A 15990-nucleotide genomic window follows, 5' to 3' on the forward strand; every position below is an offset into this window, starting at 1 on the left:
CCGTCCATTCTAGCGCAGGGTTTCCACCTCGATCCGATCGTCCGTCAATTTGCATGAAACATCTCCCTCTTCGTCGGTGCGGCAGATGCGCGCGCCCACGGCGTCGAGCCGCGCGAGCGTCTCCTTCGTAGGATGGCCGTAGCGGTTGCGCTCCCCCACGCTGACCAGCGCGATGCGCGGCGCGAGCACGGCGGCCTCCTCGTCGTCGAGCGCGTTTCTCGACCCATGATGGCCGACCTTGTAGATGTCCACCGCCCCGACGAGGCCCGCATCGACGAGGGCGCGCAGCTGTTCGTGCTCGGCATCCCCCGTGAACAGCGCGCGCCAGTCGGACGCTCCGTCGCCGTCGACGTCGGCATCGGCCAGCAGGCACACGCTGTCGGCGTTGCCGCCCTCGTCGACGAAGCGCTCGGGCCACACCACCGCGAGGTCGAAGGCCCCCACGTGCAGCTCGTCGCCCTGCCGCACGCCGGCGACCCCCTCGTCGCCCACGAGCGCTCGCGCGTCCGCCACGAGGCTTGCGCACGAGCCGCATCCGCACGACAACGCGTCCTGCGCCACGAGCACGCGTCCCACGTCCACGACGCCGGCGAGCGAGGTCAGCGCGCCCTTGTGGTCGTCGTCGCCGTGCGTGATGAGGACGGCGTCGAGACGGTACACGCCGTGCCGGGCGAGCGCCTCGCGCAGCAGGCGTTCCTGGTTGCCCGTGTCGATGAGCACCGCCGCGCCGCGGCTGCGCACCACGAACGCGTCGCCCTGCCCCACGTCGAGCATGATGATCTCGTCGCCTGCCACCCGCGGCATGACGACGAACGCCGCGACGGCCGCGCAGCACAACGAGGCCGCCAAGCCGAGCACGATGCGGAGCCGCGGGTGCGGCCAAGCGAGCCACAGCACAACGGCACCCGCCGCCGAGACGCCGAGCGCGACCTCGAGCGGAAGGGCCATCGGAATGCTCGCGTTGGGAATCGTCGCAAGCGCCCGCACGAGCGCGGTGAGCGCCGTCGCCCCCGCCGACGCGCACCCGAGCAGCACGGGCGCGGCCGCGGGCGCGGCGAGCGCGCCGAGCACCGCGACGAGACCTCCGGCGCAGACGAGCGGGAAGAGCGGCGCTGCGGCGATGTTGGCAAGCGGCGCGACGAGCGGCAGCTGCGAGAACAGCGCCGCCGCAAGCGGCGTGGCCGCGATGTTCGAGGCGCACGTGAGCGAGAGCGCATCGCGCGCGAGGCGCGGCGCTCGCGGTACCATGCGGGCGATCCAGGCCGAGCACAGGCCGGCGAACAGCACGATGCCGAGCGTTGAAAGCGCGCTGAGCGCGAACGAGACGGACAGCGCGGTGTGCGGCGCGAGTGCGATGCAGGCGATCATGCACACGGCGAGCGCGCTGAGCGCCGCGGGACGCCGCCGCGCGGCGAACGAGCACATGCCCGCCCCCGCCATGACCGCCGCGCGCACGGCCGACGGCGGAGCGGCGGCCAACACGAGAAAGCACAGCAGCAGCCCGCCCTGCACGGCGAGCGCGATTCGGCGCGGGACGCGCAGGGCCCCCAGCAGCGCCGAAGCGCATCCCGCCACGATGGACAGGTGGGCTCCCGACACCGCCACGAGGTGCGCGAGCCCCGTCACCTGGTAGGCGGCGTACGCGTCTCCCTCTTCGAGGGCGCCGCGCCAACCGCACACGAGGGCCGCGAGCACCGCCGGGCCGTCGCCCTGCCCCGTCTGCGCCAGCACCTCGATCGCACGGTTCCTCAAGGCGAGCAGGGCTCCCAGCGCGTCATCCCGCTCGACGCGCTCCACCGCGCGCGCCGACCCGCTCAGCGCCGCGCCCTGCCGCCAGCAGTACGATGCCGACGTGCCGGAGGGAACCGTGAGCGTCGCATCGGCCTCGAACACGTCGCCGTAGCGCGGAGGCTCCTCGTCGCCGTCGAAGTTCAGCCGCACCGTGGTCGAACCCGTCCCCGGCAGCTCGACGCGCGCGAAGCACGAGGCGCCGAACAAGCCGGTCGAGCCGTCTCCGATCGCCTCGAACCGCCACCGTCCCGCCATGCCGTCCCCCTCCTCCTGCGCGGCGTGCAGGGCCGCCGCGCAGCCGCCGGCACAAGCTACGCCGAGCGCGGCCCCCAACGCGACGCACCACCACAGCGCGCCCGGCAGGCGCCACAGCCCCGCGGCGCACGCCGCGCCCGTCGCCGCGCCGAGCGTGCCCAGCACAAGGCATGCCGCGACGGACAGCCCCTCGGCGACCGCGAGCGTTGCTGCGCAGGCGGCCCACAGCGCGAGCGCGCAGCCCAGCACGGGCGGCAGCGACGGGCGCGGCGGCAGCGGGACGTCGCCTACCCGACGCATACGAGGTCGGCCAAATCGGCGAACTTCTTGTCCCCGATGCCGGACACGCGCTTGAGATCCTCCACCGTGCCGAAGGGACCGTTCGCCTCGCGGTCGGCCACGATCTTCTCGGCCGTCGAAGGCCCCACGCCCGGCAGCGCATCGAGCTCGGCCGCCGTCGCTCTATTGAGGTTTACCTTGCCGCCCGCCGTCGTCGCACCTTCGAGCGTCGCGGTGCCGCTCTCGCCCGCTCCTCCCGACGCCGCCGCAGCGACCTCGTCCAACGTCGGCACGACGATCTGCTCGCCGTCGACGAGCACGCGCGCCAGGTTGAGCGCGTCGCGCGCGGCTCCCTCGGCGAACCCGCCCGCCGCATCCACCGCATCCTGCACCCGCGCGCCTTCGTCCAGCTCGCGCACGCCCGGCTCCGCCACCGCGCCGCCCACGTGCACCGCGATGCGCACCGGCGCTGCTTCGGCCTCCCCTTCGTTTCCCCGAGCTTCGCCGCCCTGCGCCAGCACGCCGTCGTCACGCGAGACGGAGAACCCGTCGGACGCGGCCGCATGCACGAGCGCCGACCCTGCGCCGATGAGCACGAGCGCGGCGAGCGCCGTCACGCCCACGAGCACGGGGAGGCGCACGCCGCTCAGGTGCGCCTTCGCCCGCCACGATTCCGCCTGTTCCACGAACCCCATGCCGCCCTCCTCGCGTTGCCTGCCCCTCCAGCATAGCAACCGCATCCAGCACATCGATGGCGTGCGTCCAGCGAAACGATCCCGTGGGTCTTGCGCCTTTCCGACGCGCATCGAACGTTCATCTCGCGCGCGACGTGCGACGATCCAGCGCGTTTCCAGCACGCTCCACCCCCGAATCCAACGCGAATCCAGCGCGCGCCGAGCGTCCCGCCCAAGCGCGCACCGCGCCCCAGCGCCCCGCCCCGAAGCTCAAAAAAACGGCGCCCTCTCGGACGCCGCTTCGCATGAGCCAGCTTGATCGCGCGCGGCGGGCCGCGCCAACCGCCCGCTAGGCGGTGCGCTTCTTCTTCGGCTTGTACGCCGGGCACGCGTAGTCGCGGATCTCGGCGGAGTCGGCGATCTCGGTCACCCACCGTTCGATGGGCAGAGCCGCCTCGGCTTCCAGCACCATCGGCAGCTTCGCGTGCGTCTCGGGGCTGCGCGGCATGAACAGCGTGCAGCAGTCGGGCGCATCCTGCGACGAGATCTCGAACGAGCCCAAACGCTCGGCGTCCGCGATGATCTCCAGCTTGTCGGTGCCGATGAGCGGGCGGAAGATGGGCATGTCCACCGCCGCGTCGGTGCAGCGGATGTTGTCGAGCGTCTGCGAGGCCACCTGCCCCAGGCTCTCGCCCGTGACGAGCGCGCCGGCGCGCTCGCGGCGACCCAGCTCCTCGGCCACCTTGAACATGAGACGGCGGTACATGATGACGCGCAGCTCGGGCGGCACGATCAGCGCGATCTCGCGCTGGTAGTCGCCGAACGGCACCGTGTACACGCGCCCGATGCAGCCCGTGCGCTCGAGCACGCGCGCGATGTCGTCCACGAGATACTCGCTCGCGTCCGAGGTTTGCGGCCGGCCGGAGAAGTGCACGCCGATGCACACCGCGCCGCGCCGCGCGAGCTTCCACGTGGCAACCGGGGAGTCGATGCCCGACGACAGCAGGCTCATGACGACGCCTGAGCTGCCCACCGGCAGCCCGCCCACGCCCGGCAGCGAGCGCGCGTACACGTACGACGCGTTCTGCACCACTTCGACGCCCACCGTGAGGTCGGGCTTCTTCATCTTCACGGTTTTGTCGGGGTAGGCCGCGCACAGCGCCGAGCCGATGATCTGGTTCATGTCCATCGAGCCCGTGGCGAAGTCGGTGTGGTTGCGGCGCGCCGCCACCTTGAACGAGTCGAAGTCGCCCGCCTCGGCCATGGCGGCGACGGCCGCCTCCGTCATGACGTCGAGGTCGCGCTCGCATTTGAAGCCGCACGACACGCGCGCCACGCCCGGCACCTTGCCGATGAGGTCGGCCGCCTCCTTCGCCGTCTCCCATGCGGTGCCCTCGCGCAAAAACACGCACAGGCGGCCTGCGATGCGGTGGATCGTCACCACCGGATAGGGCTTGAGCAGCGCTTCGAGGTTCTTGAGCAGCCTCATCTCGAACGTCGAGCGATTGTGGCCCTTGAGCCCGATCTCGTGGTAATGGACGAGGCAGATGCGTTGGAATTCAGTCATGATGGCCTAACGTGAAGAGGGACGAACAGCAAAAGCCGCGCCGGGACGAATCCGTGCGCGGCTTTTCATTGTCTACCGGGTTCACCGTGCGAGAACGGCGACCTTTAGTGGTTCTTGACGTCGATGGACGTCGGGTCGAACGACACTTCGCCGCGCGCGACTTCGTTGAAGGCGAGCGACAGCGGCTTCTTGTCGGCGGCGCGGGCGATTTCCACGGCCGTCTGCAGCTGGATGGCGCGATCGCGCTGGCCGCGCATCATGTCGTTGATGTCGTGGGCGCGCTTCGAAGCGAGTGCGCACAGCAGGAAACGATCGTTGTCGGTCTCGTTCAGCAGGACGTCGATCTTCGGTTCGATAATGCTCATATGCGTGTTAACCTCGTATTTTCTCGGCTTGTTCGTTCACGTAGCCCACCAATGCTTCGGCGGCTTCGTCCAAATCGTCGTTTACCAGCCGTATATCATACTCCATTTTGCGGGAAAGCTCCACCCGCGCTGTTTCCATGCGCGTAGCGATGGCCTCGTCGGACTCGGTGCCGCGGCCGCGCAGGCGCGCTTCGAGCACGTCGAGCGAGGGCGGTTCGATGAACACGAGGTGCGCCGCGGGGAACTTGCTGCGAACCTGGAACCCTCCCTGCACGTCGATCTCGAGGATGACCTGGTCGCCGCGGGCGATGTGCTCCTCGACGAGCGCGCGGGGCGTGCCGTAGCAGTTTCCCCCGTACGTCGCCCATTCCAACAGGCCGTCGCTGTCGACGAGCTGCTGGAACTCCTCCGAAGAGGCGAAGCGGTAGTGGACGCCGTCCACCTCGCCCTCGCGCGGCGCGCGCGTGGTCACCGACATGGATACCCAGGCGTCGGGCACCTCATGCACAAGTCGGGCCACCAGCGTGCCTTTGCCGGCACCCGATGGCCCTGAAATGACGAACAGATTGCCGTGGCGCATGGATGCGATTAGCCCAAGCGCTCCAGCAGAGCGGTCTGCTGACGCTCGCCCAGACCGCGCAGGCGGCGGCTCTCGGCGATCTGGAGTTCCTTCATGATCTTCTCAGCCTTGGCCTTGCCATAGCCGGGAAGCGTCTCGATGAGGGTGGACACCTTCATGCGGCCCACAACCGGATCGTTCTTCATTTCGAGAACCTTCTCAAGCGTGAGCTTGCCGGACTTCAGTTCGTCGCGAACCTCGGCGCGCTTGATGCGAGCCGCCTTCGCCTTCTCCAAAGCGGCCTGGCGCTCTTCAGGGCTGAGTTGAGGAATAGCCATCGTGTTTCTCTCCTTCTGTTCCAAAAGCGATGTCGTGATACTATCACGCATTCGCCCACTTCACCTTGTCTTTTACCACAAATTGCAAAAATTTCAGCGCGCGGTCACACATTCTAGAAGCTGTTGGCACCTTTGTCGATGTTTCGTCGCCTAATCGTCATTTTACCAGGTTGGGCGCATAGCGTCGACGCAGGGGCGCTATAGCTCGGCGATGATGGCCGCAAACGCCGCCGCCGGATCGGCCGCCTGCGTGATGGGACGTCCGATGACGATGTGCGAGGCGCCGTTCTCGAACGCCTGCGCCGGCGTGGCGACGCGGCTCTGATCGCCCTTGTCGCTGCCGGCGGGACGCACGCCCGGCGTGACGATGTAGGCGTCGGGCCCGAGGATCTCGCGCAGGCGCGCGGCTTCCTGCGGCGAGGCCACCACGCCCGAGATGCCGGCGCGTTTCGCCTGCTCGGCCAGCACGACCACCTGGTCGGCCATGGCGCGGCTCACGCCCGTCTCGGCAAGCGCCGCGTCGTTCATGCTGGTGAGCACCGTGATGCCGAGCGTCGCCGGCGCGGGATGGCCGTACTCGGCCGCCGCCCGTTCGGCGCCCTTCTGCGCTGCCGCCATCATGTCGACGCCGCCCACGGTGTGCATGGTCAGCATGTCGGCCCCGCTCCCGGCGGCGGCGTACGCGGCGCCCTCCACCTGATGCGGGATGTCGTGGAACTTGAGGTCGAGGAACACCTTGAAGCCGCGCTCCTTGAGGGCGTACACGATGGCCGGGCCGTTCGCGTAGAACAGCGTCATGCCCACCTTCATCCACGTCGCCTTGCCCTGCAGCTGGTCCGCGAGGTCGAAGGCCTCCTCGATGCCGCAATCGAGCGCCACGATCACGCGGTCGCGCGCGGGCACCTCTTCGAACGAACTCACCATTCCAACGCTCCTATCAGATCCTGCACGTCGTCGATGCCGTGCCTTTCGCAATACTGCGCTATTCCGTCGATGATTTCAACCGTGGCGTGCGGATTCACGAAATTCGCGGTGCCGACGGCCACCGCTGTGGCTCCGGCCAGCATGAACTCGACGGCGTCGACCGCATTCGAGATGCCGCCCATGCCGAGCAGCGGCACGTCCACCGCCTTGTGGCACTCCCACACCATGCGCAGCGCCACCGGCTTCACGGCCGGGCCCGACAGGCCGCCCACGCCGCGCGCGAGCTGCGGACGGCGACGCTCCGCGTCGATGGCCATGCCCATCAGCGTGTTGATGAGCGACAGCGCGTCGGCGCCGGCGGACACCGCGGCGCGGGCGATCTCGGTGACGTCGGTGACGTTCGGCGTGAGCTTCACGATGAGCGGGCGCTTCGTGGCGGCGCGGCAGCGGGACACGACGGCCTCGACGCTATCGGTGCACGTGCCGATGGTCATGCCGCCCGCGTCCACGTTCGGGCACGAGATGTTCACTTCGTAGGCGTCCACCGGCGCGTCCTCGAGCGCTTCGATGACCTGCACGTACTCGTCGAAGCTGTGGCCCGACACGTTCACGATGACCGTCGCGTCGCGCTCCTGCAGCCACGGCAGGTCGACCTGTTTAAGGTGCGCGACGCCGGGGTTCTGCAGGCCGATGGAGTTGAGCATGCCCGAGGGCGTCTCGGCGATGCGGGGGCTCGCGTTGCCCTCCCAGCCGTGCAAAGACACCCCCTTCGTGGTGACCGCGCCCAGGCTTTCCACGTCCACGAAGTCGCCGTACTCGCGCCCGGCGGCGAACGTGCCCGACGCCACCGTCACGGGGTTCTTCATGGCGAGGCCGCCCAGGTTGACGGCGAGCGCCACGTTCGTCGGCGCCGTCGTGAGCGGCAGCGCGTTCTCGATTCCAGCCATTACCACACCACCTTCGCCGCATCGAACACGGGGCCGTCGACGCAGGCCCGCAGTTTGCCGTCCACCGTGTCCACCACGCACGACAGGCAGGCGCCCACGCCGCACGCCATGCGCTTCTCCATGGACACCTCGCAGGGCACGCCCGCGTCCGCCGCCATGCGCGCCACGATCTTCATGAGGGGCTCGGGGCCGCATACGGCCAGGTAGTCGTACGGCTCCCCCGCGTCCGCCGCCTCGGCGAGCGCCTCTTCGACAAGCGTCGTGCAGAAGCCCTCGCGGCCGAAGCTGCCGTCGTCGGTCGCGCAGCGCGGCGGCGCGGCCAGCAGCGCCTCGTAGCGCGCGCGGCACGTGAGGGCGGCCTCGGTTTGCGCGCCCAGCACCACGTCGGTGCGCACGCCGGCCGCGACGAGCGACTCGGTCAGCATGAACAGCGGCGCCGCGCCCACGCCGCCGCCCACGAGCAGCGCGCGGCGGGCGCCCGCCGGATGCCAGGTGTTCCCCACCGGCCCGATGAGCTCGGCCTCGCCGGCAAACGGGCCGTCGGCCTCGAGGCCCGTCATGTGCGCGCTGCCGAAGCCCACCGCCTGATACAGGATCTCGAGCGTGCCCGCGGCGGCGTCGCGCGCGTACACCGAGAACGGGCGGCGCAGGATGTGCGCCTCCATGCCCGGCACCTTCATATGCACGAACTGCCCCGGCTCGATGGACACCGCGATGTCGGGCGCCTCGAGCGTCATGAGGTAGAGGTTCGGGCCAACCTTCGCGTTGCCGAGGATGCGCGCCCGTTCGTTGACATGCGCCACGTACGTACCTTCCCTCTCGTCGAAGCCGCCGCGTCGTCGGCGGCGGCATGCGTGTCTCTTCGGCGCTGATTGTAGCATCACCGCTGCTGAGAGGGCCTGCACCTTGCGCGAATGCGCGAGAAAAGACAGAAATCAGGCGCTCGGCGCGTCCGTCGGGCACGCGGGCAGGGGAATGACCACGTTCAGGGAGAACGAGCCGTCCCGGGCTTCGTAGCTCATCGCCCCGCCGCGCTTCTCGGCGATAGACGCGATGCTCTCCATGCCGAACCCGTGCCGATCGCGCTGCTTTTTCGTCGTGGCGAGCCAGCGCTCCTTGCCGAGACGCTCGCCGTCGTAGTTGTTCGACACGCGCACGAGGACGAACCCGCGGTCGTTCGACACCTCGATCAGGATTTCCCGCAGCGCGTCGTCTTCGAGCGGCACGGTGGCCTCGATCGCGTTGTCGAGCGCGTTGCCGAACAGGGCGCACAGATCGAAGCTGCTCATGAAGCCGAGCCGGCTCGCATCGACGAAGGGCACGAGTCGGATGCGCTCGCGCTGGCACCACGCGGCCTTCTCGGCCAGCATGATGTCCACGGCCTCGTTGCCCGTCTCGACGAACGTCTCGTAGGGCACGATGCTGCGGTTCATCCCGTCGACGAACGCGCGCACCTGCTTGACGTCTTGGCTCGATTCGAGCGTTCCCAGGTAATGCTTCAAGTCGTGGTACTGCCGTCTGACGGCGTCGGCGGCGCTCTTCTTCGTCGCGTAATGCCGGTGCTGCTCCTGGATGAGCGCCTCCATCTGCAAGAGCTCCGCGCGCTTGACGACCGAGGACAGGTTCTTGGCGTTCACGACGATCATGACGATGGTGCATCCCAGCAGCATGAGCAGCGTGAGCACCATGTCCTGGTACAGCGTGCCGCCGGTCATCTCGTAAGCGTAGTTCTGCGAGCGCAGGAACATGAACGGCACGAGCGGGAGCAGGATGGACAGGCACTGCGGCCATGACAGGTTCTCGGCGCCGCTTTCGAAGAGGAACCGCCCCACGACGAAGGCCACGAGTGCCGAGACGGCGAAGGTGAGCGCGAAGTTCACCGCCGTGACGGCAAGCGGGGCTCCGACGGGAAGCGCGCCGACGAAGGGCTGCATGAGCAGGTCGATGGCGACGATCTTACCCGCCTCGATGCACAGCAGGAACACGCAGCTGACGTAGAGGTTCTGCTGCTTGCTCGAGCGCTTCGTGAGGCACAGGTAGGCGAAGAAGCCGGCGGCGCACAGGACGTAGTCGAGGTAGAACCGCTGATGCAGCAGCGTGACGAGCATCTGGTAGGCCGCGAGCAGCGCCGCGAGGGCGGCCGTGCGCCCGTCGAAGCGCCGGCGCGCCTCGAGCTTGGACGCGAAGGCGAAGAACAGCGCGCACTCGAGCAGGCACGGCACCTGCCAGATGAGATCGGTCGTGTCGATCAGGTAGTCGGTGATCACAGCGAACGCCCCTTGTAGTCGGCGAGCGCCTGCATGAAGAAGCGCTTGCGATGCTTGCTCACGGGGATGGCGACCCCGCGCACGACGACGTCCTTCGCCGTGACCGCGTCGACGTAGGCCAGGTTCACGAGGAACGACGCGTGCACGCGGAAGAACTGGCTCGCGTCGAGCCTCTTCTCCACCGCCTGCAGGGCCTCGCTGCACGGGATGTCGTCGGTGTCGGTATGCACGAGCGAGCGCTTGCGCGATGTTTCCACGTAGACGATCTTGGCGCTGTTGACGTAGGCGCGCTCGCGCCCGTTGCGCAGGGGGACGAGGCGCACCTGCCGTCGCTCGAGCGCGAGCAGCGTGCGCTGCAGGTGCTTCTTGAACTGCGGGTACTTGATCGGCTTGACGATGTAGCCCGACGCGTTCACCGTATAGCCCTCCAAGGCGTACTGGATCATGTTCGTGACGAAGAATATGACGACGTCCTGGTCGGTTTCGCGGACGAGTCGCGCCGTCTCCATGCCGTCGAGACGATCCATCTCGATGTCGAGGAACAGCACGTCGACATCGGCCCGGTAGCTTGCGACGAGATCGGCGCCGTCGCGGCGCTCGTCGACCTCGAAGGCCACGCCCGACTCGCGCGCGAAGGTTTCCAGCGCGGCGCGCAGGCGCGCAGCATCGCGCTCGTCGTCCTCGACGATGCAGACCCGCACGCGTTCCACAGCAGCCTCCCCTCGCCCGTTCGCTCCGATCGAACGGCCCGTCGCCGCAGCGCGCGGGCCCGATGGAAGTATAGCAAGTCCGGCGGCGCTCCCTGCGCCCAAACGGTTGCCGCTCAAGGCCAAGTATTCCGCCTCCCTTGCCGCCCACCCGTCCCGGAAGCAGAATGCGGACGCGAGGGCAAGCACGCACACAAGAGAAGGGATTGCCATGAGCATCAACACGTCAAAGGGGAAGGGAACGGCGTTCTCCCGTCGATCGTTCCTCATGGGAGCGGCCATGGCCGGAACGGCGGCGGTGGGAGCCGGTTTGACCGGCTGCGCGCCGGGCAGCAGCGCGCAGGCCGAAACCGAGCAGACGGCCGGGACGGCCGCGCAGGCCGCGACGGGAAGCGACGCGGTGCTGCAGACCGACGCGAACGGGAATTCCGTCTACTACTCGATGCGCCGCAGCTGGGTGGGCGAAGCGCCCGAGATCGCCGAGAGCGACCTGGCCGACACCTACGAGGCCGACGTGGTCATCGTCGGAGCCGGCTACGCGGGCTCGCAGTGCTTCCGCATGGCGTGCGAGCAGGGGCTGACGTGCATCGTGCTCGACACGCAGCAGAAGGACGCGTTCGAAACCTACGGCGGCCAGCTCGGGCACTTCAACTCCACCTGGCAGGAAGAGGTGCTCGGCGTTCCCAAGAGCACCTTCGACCCCGTGGACTTCATCGACAGCTACCAGCTGCAGTCGGCCGGACGGGCGAACCCCGATCTCATCAAGCAGTTCGCGCATCGCAACGGCGAGCTGGTGGACTGGATGATGGAGCTGCAGCCCGATCTGAGCGCGGTGACGGGCGTGAACGGTTTGGTGGACGATGGAAGCTACCAGTACAAGAAGGGCTACTTCTGGACGTACCCCGCCGTCATCAACCTGGGCTCCGGCGCGTTCGAGACGTCCGGGGCGTTCTGCACGGCCTCGGTGGACGCGGGCCTGAAGGCGAGCTCGGGCTCGCAAGCGTTCTACGGGTACAGCGCTCGTACCCTGGTCAAGGAAAACGGTGCCGTGACCGGCGTCATCGCGCAGGACGACGCGAGCGAGACGATGTACCGGTTCAACGCGAAGATCGGCGTGGTGCTTGCCACGGGCGACTTCAGCGCGAACTCCGATATGTACAACGCCCTGTGCACCGAGGTGCAGGAGTCCAATCCCTACACCGAGCTGCTGGGGTCCGGTCGCGACGGCTACGGCATCAGGATGGGCATCTGGGCCGGCGGCGTCATGGAGCTGGGACCGCGCGCGGCCATGGGCGGCTGCACGTCGGCCCTGCCGATGGGCACGTTCGGCGCGGCGGCGGGCCTGTGGATCAACAAGTACGGGAAGCGCTACTGCAACGAGGCGTTCGGCGTGCCGTTCGTCGCCGGGGTGCAATCCGCGCGCCAGCCCATCGACAGCTCGATCATCCAGGTGTGGGACGGCGGGCATTGGCGCGCGTTCGCCCAGGGCCAGGCGCTCGGACACTTCAATGCGAGCGATATCAGCGACGCCGCCCTGGACGCCATCGCCACGACGCTGCAATCGGCCGTCGACGCGGGGGCCGCGGGCGTGAACGACAGCCTGTGGACGGCCGACACGCTCGAGGAGCTGGCCGGCTACCTGGGCTTCGAGGGCGACGCGGCCGCGAACTTCGTCGACGCGGTGACCACGTACGACGCCTACGCCGCGGCCGGCAAGGACGAGGACTACGCGAAGCCCGCCGACATGATGTTCCGCATCAGCGAGCCGCCGTACTACGCCGAGAAGCTGCAGCGCAACGCCAACATCGTGCTGGTCACCCTGGCCGGGCTGTTCATCGACGGAAACGGGCAATGCCTCGATCAGAACTTCGAGCCCATCGAAGGGCTGTTCGCCACCGGCAACGCCTCGGGCGGGCGCTTCCCGCTGCAGTACACGGCGCCCATGAACGGCATCAGCATCGGGTTCGCCACCGTGTTCGGCGCGCTGCTGGGCGAGCACCTGGCCACGCTGTCATAACGCATACCGCCCCTCCCTCGCGCCGGGAACGACCGTCCTCCCCCTCTCGGGCGGCATCGTTGCCGGCGCGCCCCTCCCGCTTCCCGATCGACAGGAACGACCCATGACCTCCCCCGCTCCGCTTATCCTCTACCTGTCCGTGCCGTTCTGCCCGAAGCCGTGCGCGTACTGCACCCGACGCACCCTCGACGCGGGCGGCTCGCAGCTGCGCTACGCGTACGCCGACGCGCTGCAGCGGGAGCTCGAGGCGAGCGCGCCCGACTTCCAGGATGCGCCCGTCGAAGCCGTGTGGGTGGGCGGCGGCATCGCGGCGCACATGTTCGACGACGCCTTGGGCGCCCTGCTCAAGCGTCTACCGCGCCTGATGCCCGTCGCACCCGACGCGGAGATCACGATCACGGCGCATCCCGGCATGGTGAGCGTCGAGACGCTCAACGCCTGCCGCCGCGGTGGGGTGAGCCGCCTCAACCTCGATTTCGCCACGGCGAACCCCGCCGAATACCGGCGCCTCGGGCGCTTCCTCGACCCCTCCGCGCTCGACGTCACCATGACCGTGCTCGGCTCCTCGGCGCTCAGTCTCGGGTTCGACCTGGTGGTGGGTATCGAGGGGCAGACGGGCGAGTCGCTGCGGCGCAGCATCGACCACGTGCTGAAGCGGGGAGCGCGCCACCTCTCCCTCTTCCCGCTCGAACGGGGCGACAGGCGGGACGGCGATTCCGATGCCGCGCGCGCGGCATGGCTCGAAATGCGTGCGGAGCTGCTGGGGTTCGCGACCGCGCTGCTGACCGCACGGGGATTCACCCAGTACGCGCCCCATCGCTTCGCCGTCGCCGGCGAGGCGTCGCGCTACCTGGCTCTCGAGCACGCCGGCGCGAACGTGCTGGGGCTGGGATTGGGCGCGCGCACGCGCTTGGACGGCGTATGCTCCGTCAACACCGACGACCTCGGCCGGTACCTGGCCCACACGGACGACCCTTCGACGTACATCGCGCGCGTGGAGGCGTGCTGAGCCGAGCCGGCGCCACGCGGCGTCGACGAGGAGGTAGGCTGCGGCGGCTGCGGCGGCGCCGACGAGGAGGGCGGCGAGCACGTCGGAGGGATAGTGCGCCACGAGGTAGCAGCGCGCGGTACCCATGGCCGCGATGACGAGCGTGCCGCCGAGCACGGCCTTCGGGCTGCGAGCGACCAGCATGAGGACCACCGTCGCGGCCGACGCGGCGGTCATGTGGCCCGAGGGGAACGAGAAGCCGTCTTCGGGCGCCGCGCCGGCGAACCGCCACCAGTCGAAGTAGAGCGCCGAGCTTTCGAACGGCCGCGGACGGGCCACGAGGTCTTTGAGCACGACGTTCGAGGCGAGCGCGCCCAGGCAGAGGGCGACGAACACGCAGACGCCCGCCTTCCGCGTGCGCTTGAACAGCATGAGCACGAGCGCGAGCGCGAAAAAGCACACGCCCTTCTCGCCGACGAAGCTCACGGCCTCGAACAGCGGGGTGAGCGCGAAACCGGCGCCTTCCGCAAGCGCATGCAGCGCTCCGAGCACGGCGAGGTCGAAGGGGGCGAACACGTCGTTGAGCCATCCGGCCGCGAAGGTCATCGGGGTATCCATCGGCATCCTTTCGTTTCAGGGTTCGCGGCACCCGTGCGGGCAACCGCCTTCCGCCATGAAACGATGCGCCGAGGCGGCGGGCAAGCGACGGTTCGTCACGGTGCCCGCGTAGGGCGACACGGTGCGTGTCGCCGCCTCCGACCGGGCCTTACGAACGCAGGATGCGATAGCCGATGACGGCCTTCACCACGAGGAGCGCGAACAGAAGCGTCGTGGCGTAGGGTTGCATGGCGGCCGTGAGCAGGACGACGGCCGCAGCCTGCACCGCGAATCCGGCGAACGCCGCCGATCGCACGATGCGCGCCGCATCGTGCCGGGCGCAGACGAGCTCCACGACGCCCACGGCAACGAGCGCGCCCACGGCGACGGCGATGCAGGCGAACGAAACGCCGTACCCGACGGACGACCCATACTCGACGAGGCCCGCCATGCGCACGAACGATCCGTCCCGAACCCCGTACAGCGGGAGGAAGACGAACAGGACGGCCAGCACGTCGAGCAGCCCGAACGCCAAGAGGCCGCCGCTCGCCGCGGTCGAACGGCGCTCGTCGCGGGCGAGCACGATGAGGTCGTCGGTTGACAGGAGGTCGTCCACCGACACGTCGAACAGGCGCGCGAGGGCCTGCAGCGAATCGAGGTTCGGCGAGCCGCCGCCCGTCTCCCACTTCGACACGGCCGTGCGCGTCACGTAAAGGCGCGCGGCCAGCTGCTCCTGCGTCAAGCCGCGCTCGGCGCGCAGCGTCTTGAGCTTTTCCGGAAATTCCACGGGCATGCCCTCCTTTCGGCTCTCAGGATGGCCGACCCGCGCCGTGGCGGCAAGACACGTTTCGCGTCGTCGCCCATCACGCCTGATGGCAGGCGCGGGCCACGACGGCGATGGTGGGGCTGTCGGCGGCGTAGGGGGCGCCGGCCGCGTCGCCGTGCAGCGACTCGACGGCGAAGCCCGCCGCTTCCAGCTCGCGCGCGAGGGCCTCGGGCGCGAAGTACGTGTTCCACAGATGGCAGGCAGCAGCTCCCGCCTCGTCCACGATGGCGATCTGCTCGAGCGTGGCGTCGTCGCCGTACTTGAGGCGGCGTTGCACCTCGAGGTGCGGGCCCGGCCGCCAGAACCCGCCGTCGGGATGGTCTTCCCAGGTCCGGCCTTCCGCGAAGGCGTCGAAGGCGCACGGCGAGAAGACGTCGAGCACGAGCAGGCCGCCCGGCTTCAGGTGCGCGTACAGCTTCCGCAGCACGGTGCGGCGGTCCTCCGTCGACAGCGCGCCGTAGTCGCAGTAGATCATGATGGCTGCGTCGAAGGGCCCACCCGCGTCGAGCTCCAGGTAGTTCTGCAGGCGGTAGTCGATGGCGAGGTCCTGACGCGCGGCCGCGCGGGACGCGTAGTCGATGGAGCGGCGCGAGAATTCCACCCCGGTGACCGCGTAGCCCGCCCGCGCGAGGCGCTCGGCGTACAGGCCGGGGCCGCAGCCCGCATCGAGCAGGCGCGGGTGCCCTTCGGGCGGCGCAACCGAGGCGATCCATGCGGCGGAGCGGTCGATGAACGCGTGCGCCCTGCTCGCGCCCTCGTAGGCGGGGTCGAGATGGGCGGCGAGCATCTGGGAGGAGATATGCTCGTCGTCCCAGAACGGCTCGCCGGTGACGGCGTAGCGCTCGGGCGGCTTCATGAGGGAAGCCAGGTCGTCGTAGAGCGTCATCGG

15 protein-coding genes and 1 pseudogene are annotated in these 15990 nt (G+C 69.1%); 2 read left to right on the forward strand and 14 right to left on the reverse strand.

The annotated features are described in order from the left end of the window. Positions 1-9 precede the first annotated feature (9 nt). The 11 genes from C1876_RS10050 to C1876_RS17515 form a co-directional block, all read right to left on the reverse strand. Positions 10-2346, reverse strand: coding sequence for a DNA internalization-related competence protein ComEC/Rec2 (locus tag C1876_RS10050; protein ID WP_114546597.1), 2337 nt, complete (start codon positions 2344-2346; stop codon positions 10-12). Beyond that, the gene (locus tag C1876_RS10055; protein WP_114546598.1) at positions 2334-3020 is read right to left on the reverse strand and encodes a ComEA family DNA-binding protein; all 687 of its coding nucleotides are present in this window, start codon (positions 3018-3020) and stop codon (positions 2334-2336) included. The genes C1876_RS10050 and C1876_RS10055 overlap by 13 nt, the downstream gene beginning before the upstream one ends. Before the next feature lie 328 nt (positions 3021-3348). After that, positions 3349-4566: a tRNA uracil 4-sulfurtransferase ThiI gene (gene thiI, locus C1876_RS10060; protein ID WP_114546599.1), complete on the reverse strand. Its 1218-nt coding sequence runs from the start codon at positions 4564-4566 to the stop codon at positions 3349-3351. 104 nt (positions 4567-4670) lie between these two features. Next, positions 4671-4931 (reverse strand): DNA-directed RNA polymerase subunit omega, encoded by a 261-nt coding sequence (locus tag C1876_RS10065; protein WP_114546600.1) that lies wholly within the window; start codon positions 4929-4931, stop codon positions 4671-4673. Positions 4932-4938: 7 nt separating this feature from the next. Further along, on the reverse strand, positions 4939-5511 hold the full coding sequence (gmk, locus tag C1876_RS10070) for a guanylate kinase (RefSeq protein WP_114546601.1): 573 nt from the start codon (positions 5509-5511) through the stop codon (positions 4939-4941). 8 nt (positions 5512-5519) lie between these two features. Then, positions 5520-5828, reverse strand: a complete 309-nt coding sequence (gene mihF / locus C1876_RS10075; RefSeq protein ID WP_114546602.1) for an integration host factor, actinobacterial type — start codon at positions 5826-5828, stop codon at positions 5520-5522. A 198-nt stretch (positions 5829-6026) separates the two neighbouring features. Further along, on the reverse strand, positions 6027-6752 hold the full coding sequence (gene pyrF, locus C1876_RS10080; protein ID WP_114546603.1) for an orotidine-5'-phosphate decarboxylase: 726 nt from the start codon (positions 6750-6752) through the stop codon (positions 6027-6029). Further along, complete coding sequence (locus C1876_RS10085) at positions 6746-7699, reverse strand: dihydroorotate dehydrogenase (protein ID WP_114546604.1); 954 nt, start codon at positions 7697-7699, stop codon at positions 6746-6748. Before C1876_RS10085 ends, pyrF begins: the two co-directional genes overlap by 7 nt. After that, on the reverse strand, positions 7699-8502 hold the full coding sequence (locus C1876_RS10090) for a dihydroorotate dehydrogenase electron transfer subunit (RefSeq protein ID WP_114546605.1): 804 nt from the start codon (positions 8500-8502) through the stop codon (positions 7699-7701). The genes C1876_RS10085 and C1876_RS10090 overlap by 1 nt, the downstream gene beginning before the upstream one ends. A gap of 132 nt (positions 8503-8634) precedes the next feature. Next, complete coding sequence (locus tag C1876_RS10095; protein WP_114546606.1) at positions 8635-9966, reverse strand: sensor histidine kinase; 1332 nt, start codon at positions 9964-9966, stop codon at positions 8635-8637. Next, a complete protein-coding gene (locus tag C1876_RS17515; RefSeq protein ID WP_158544663.1) occupies positions 9963-10676 on the reverse strand; it encodes a LytR/AlgR family response regulator transcription factor in 714 nt (237 codons plus the stop codon). Before C1876_RS17515 ends, C1876_RS10095 begins: the two co-directional genes overlap by 4 nt. A 208-nt stretch (positions 10677-10884) precedes the next feature. On the opposite strand from C1876_RS17515, the gene C1876_RS10105 reads away from it, so the two are divergent. Continuing rightward, positions 10885-12690 carry an FAD-binding protein gene (locus tag C1876_RS10105; protein ID WP_158544664.1) on the forward strand — a complete coding sequence of 602 codons (1806 nt, stop codon included), beginning with the start codon at positions 10885-10887 and terminating at the stop codon, positions 12688-12690. 103 nt (positions 12691-12793) lie between these two features. Further along, complete coding sequence (locus C1876_RS10110) at positions 12794-13699, forward strand: radical SAM protein (protein ID WP_114546608.1); 906 nt, start codon at positions 12794-12796, stop codon at positions 13697-13699. Between the two features lie 75 nt (positions 13700-13774). Here C1876_RS10110 and C1876_RS18180 read toward each other — a convergent pair. The 3 genes and pseudogenes from C1876_RS18180 to C1876_RS10125 all read right to left on the reverse strand — a co-directional run. Beyond that, a pseudogene (locus C1876_RS18180) lies at positions 13775-14302 on the reverse strand (phosphatase PAP2 family protein); the annotation flags it as partial. A 142-nt stretch (positions 14303-14444) separates the two neighbouring features. Next, positions 14445-15062, reverse strand: coding sequence for a helix-turn-helix transcriptional regulator (locus tag C1876_RS10120; protein WP_114546643.1), 618 nt, complete (start codon positions 15060-15062; stop codon positions 14445-14447). Positions 15063-15138: 76 nt separating this feature from the next. After that, positions 15139-15987 carry a class I SAM-dependent methyltransferase gene (locus tag C1876_RS10125; protein ID WP_211309537.1) on the reverse strand — a complete coding sequence of 283 codons (849 nt, stop codon included), beginning with the start codon at positions 15985-15987 and terminating at the stop codon, positions 15139-15141. Between the last annotated feature and the right edge of the window lie 3 nt (positions 15988-15990).

Origin of the sequence: Eggerthella sinensis (genome assembly GCF_003339815.1) — a bacterium.
In the GTDB taxonomy this organism is placed as follows: domain Bacteria; phylum Actinomycetota; class Coriobacteriia; order Coriobacteriales; family Eggerthellaceae; genus Eggerthella; species Eggerthella sinensis.

Bases quoted from the DNA above. Each gene is read 5' to 3' on its own strand.
- C1876_RS10050 (WP_114546597.1), bottom strand. From the start codon at position 2,346: ATGCGTCGGGTAGGCGACGTCCCGCTGCCGCCGCGCCCGTCGCTGCCG.
- C1876_RS10055 (WP_114546598.1), bottom strand. From the start codon at position 3,020: ATGGGGTTCGTGGAACAGGCGGAATCGTGGCGGGCGAAGGCGCACCTG.
- thiI (WP_114546599.1), bottom strand. From the start codon at position 4,566: ATGACTGAATTCCAACGCATCTGCCTCGTCCATTACCACGAGATCGGG.
- C1876_RS10065 (WP_114546600.1), bottom strand. From the start codon at position 4,931: ATGAGCATTATCGAACCGAAGATCGACGTCCTGCTGAACGAGACCGAC.
- gmk (WP_114546601.1), bottom strand. From the start codon at position 5,511: ATGCGCCACGGCAATCTGTTCGTCATTTCAGGGCCATCGGGTGCCGGC.
- mihF (WP_114546602.1), bottom strand. From the start codon at position 5,828: ATGGCTATTCCTCAACTCAGCCCTGAAGAGCGCCAGGCCGCTTTGGAG.
- pyrF (WP_114546603.1), bottom strand. From the start codon at position 6,752: ATGGTGAGTTCGTTCGAAGAGGTGCCCGCGCGCGACCGCGTGATCGTG.
- C1876_RS10085 (WP_114546604.1), bottom strand. From the start codon at position 7,699: ATGGCTGGAATCGAGAACGCGCTGCCGCTCACGACGGCGCCGACGAAC.
- C1876_RS10105 (WP_158544664.1), top strand. From the start codon at position 10,885: ATGAGCATCAACACGTCAAAGGGGAAGGGAACGGCGTTCTCCCGTCGA.
- C1876_RS10110 (WP_114546608.1), top strand. From the start codon at position 12,794: ATGACCTCCCCCGCTCCGCTTATCCTCTACCTGTCCGTGCCGTTCTGC.
- C1876_RS10125 (WP_211309537.1), bottom strand. From the start codon at position 15,987: ATGACGCTCTACGACGACCTGGCTTCCCTCATGAAGCCGCCCGAGCGC.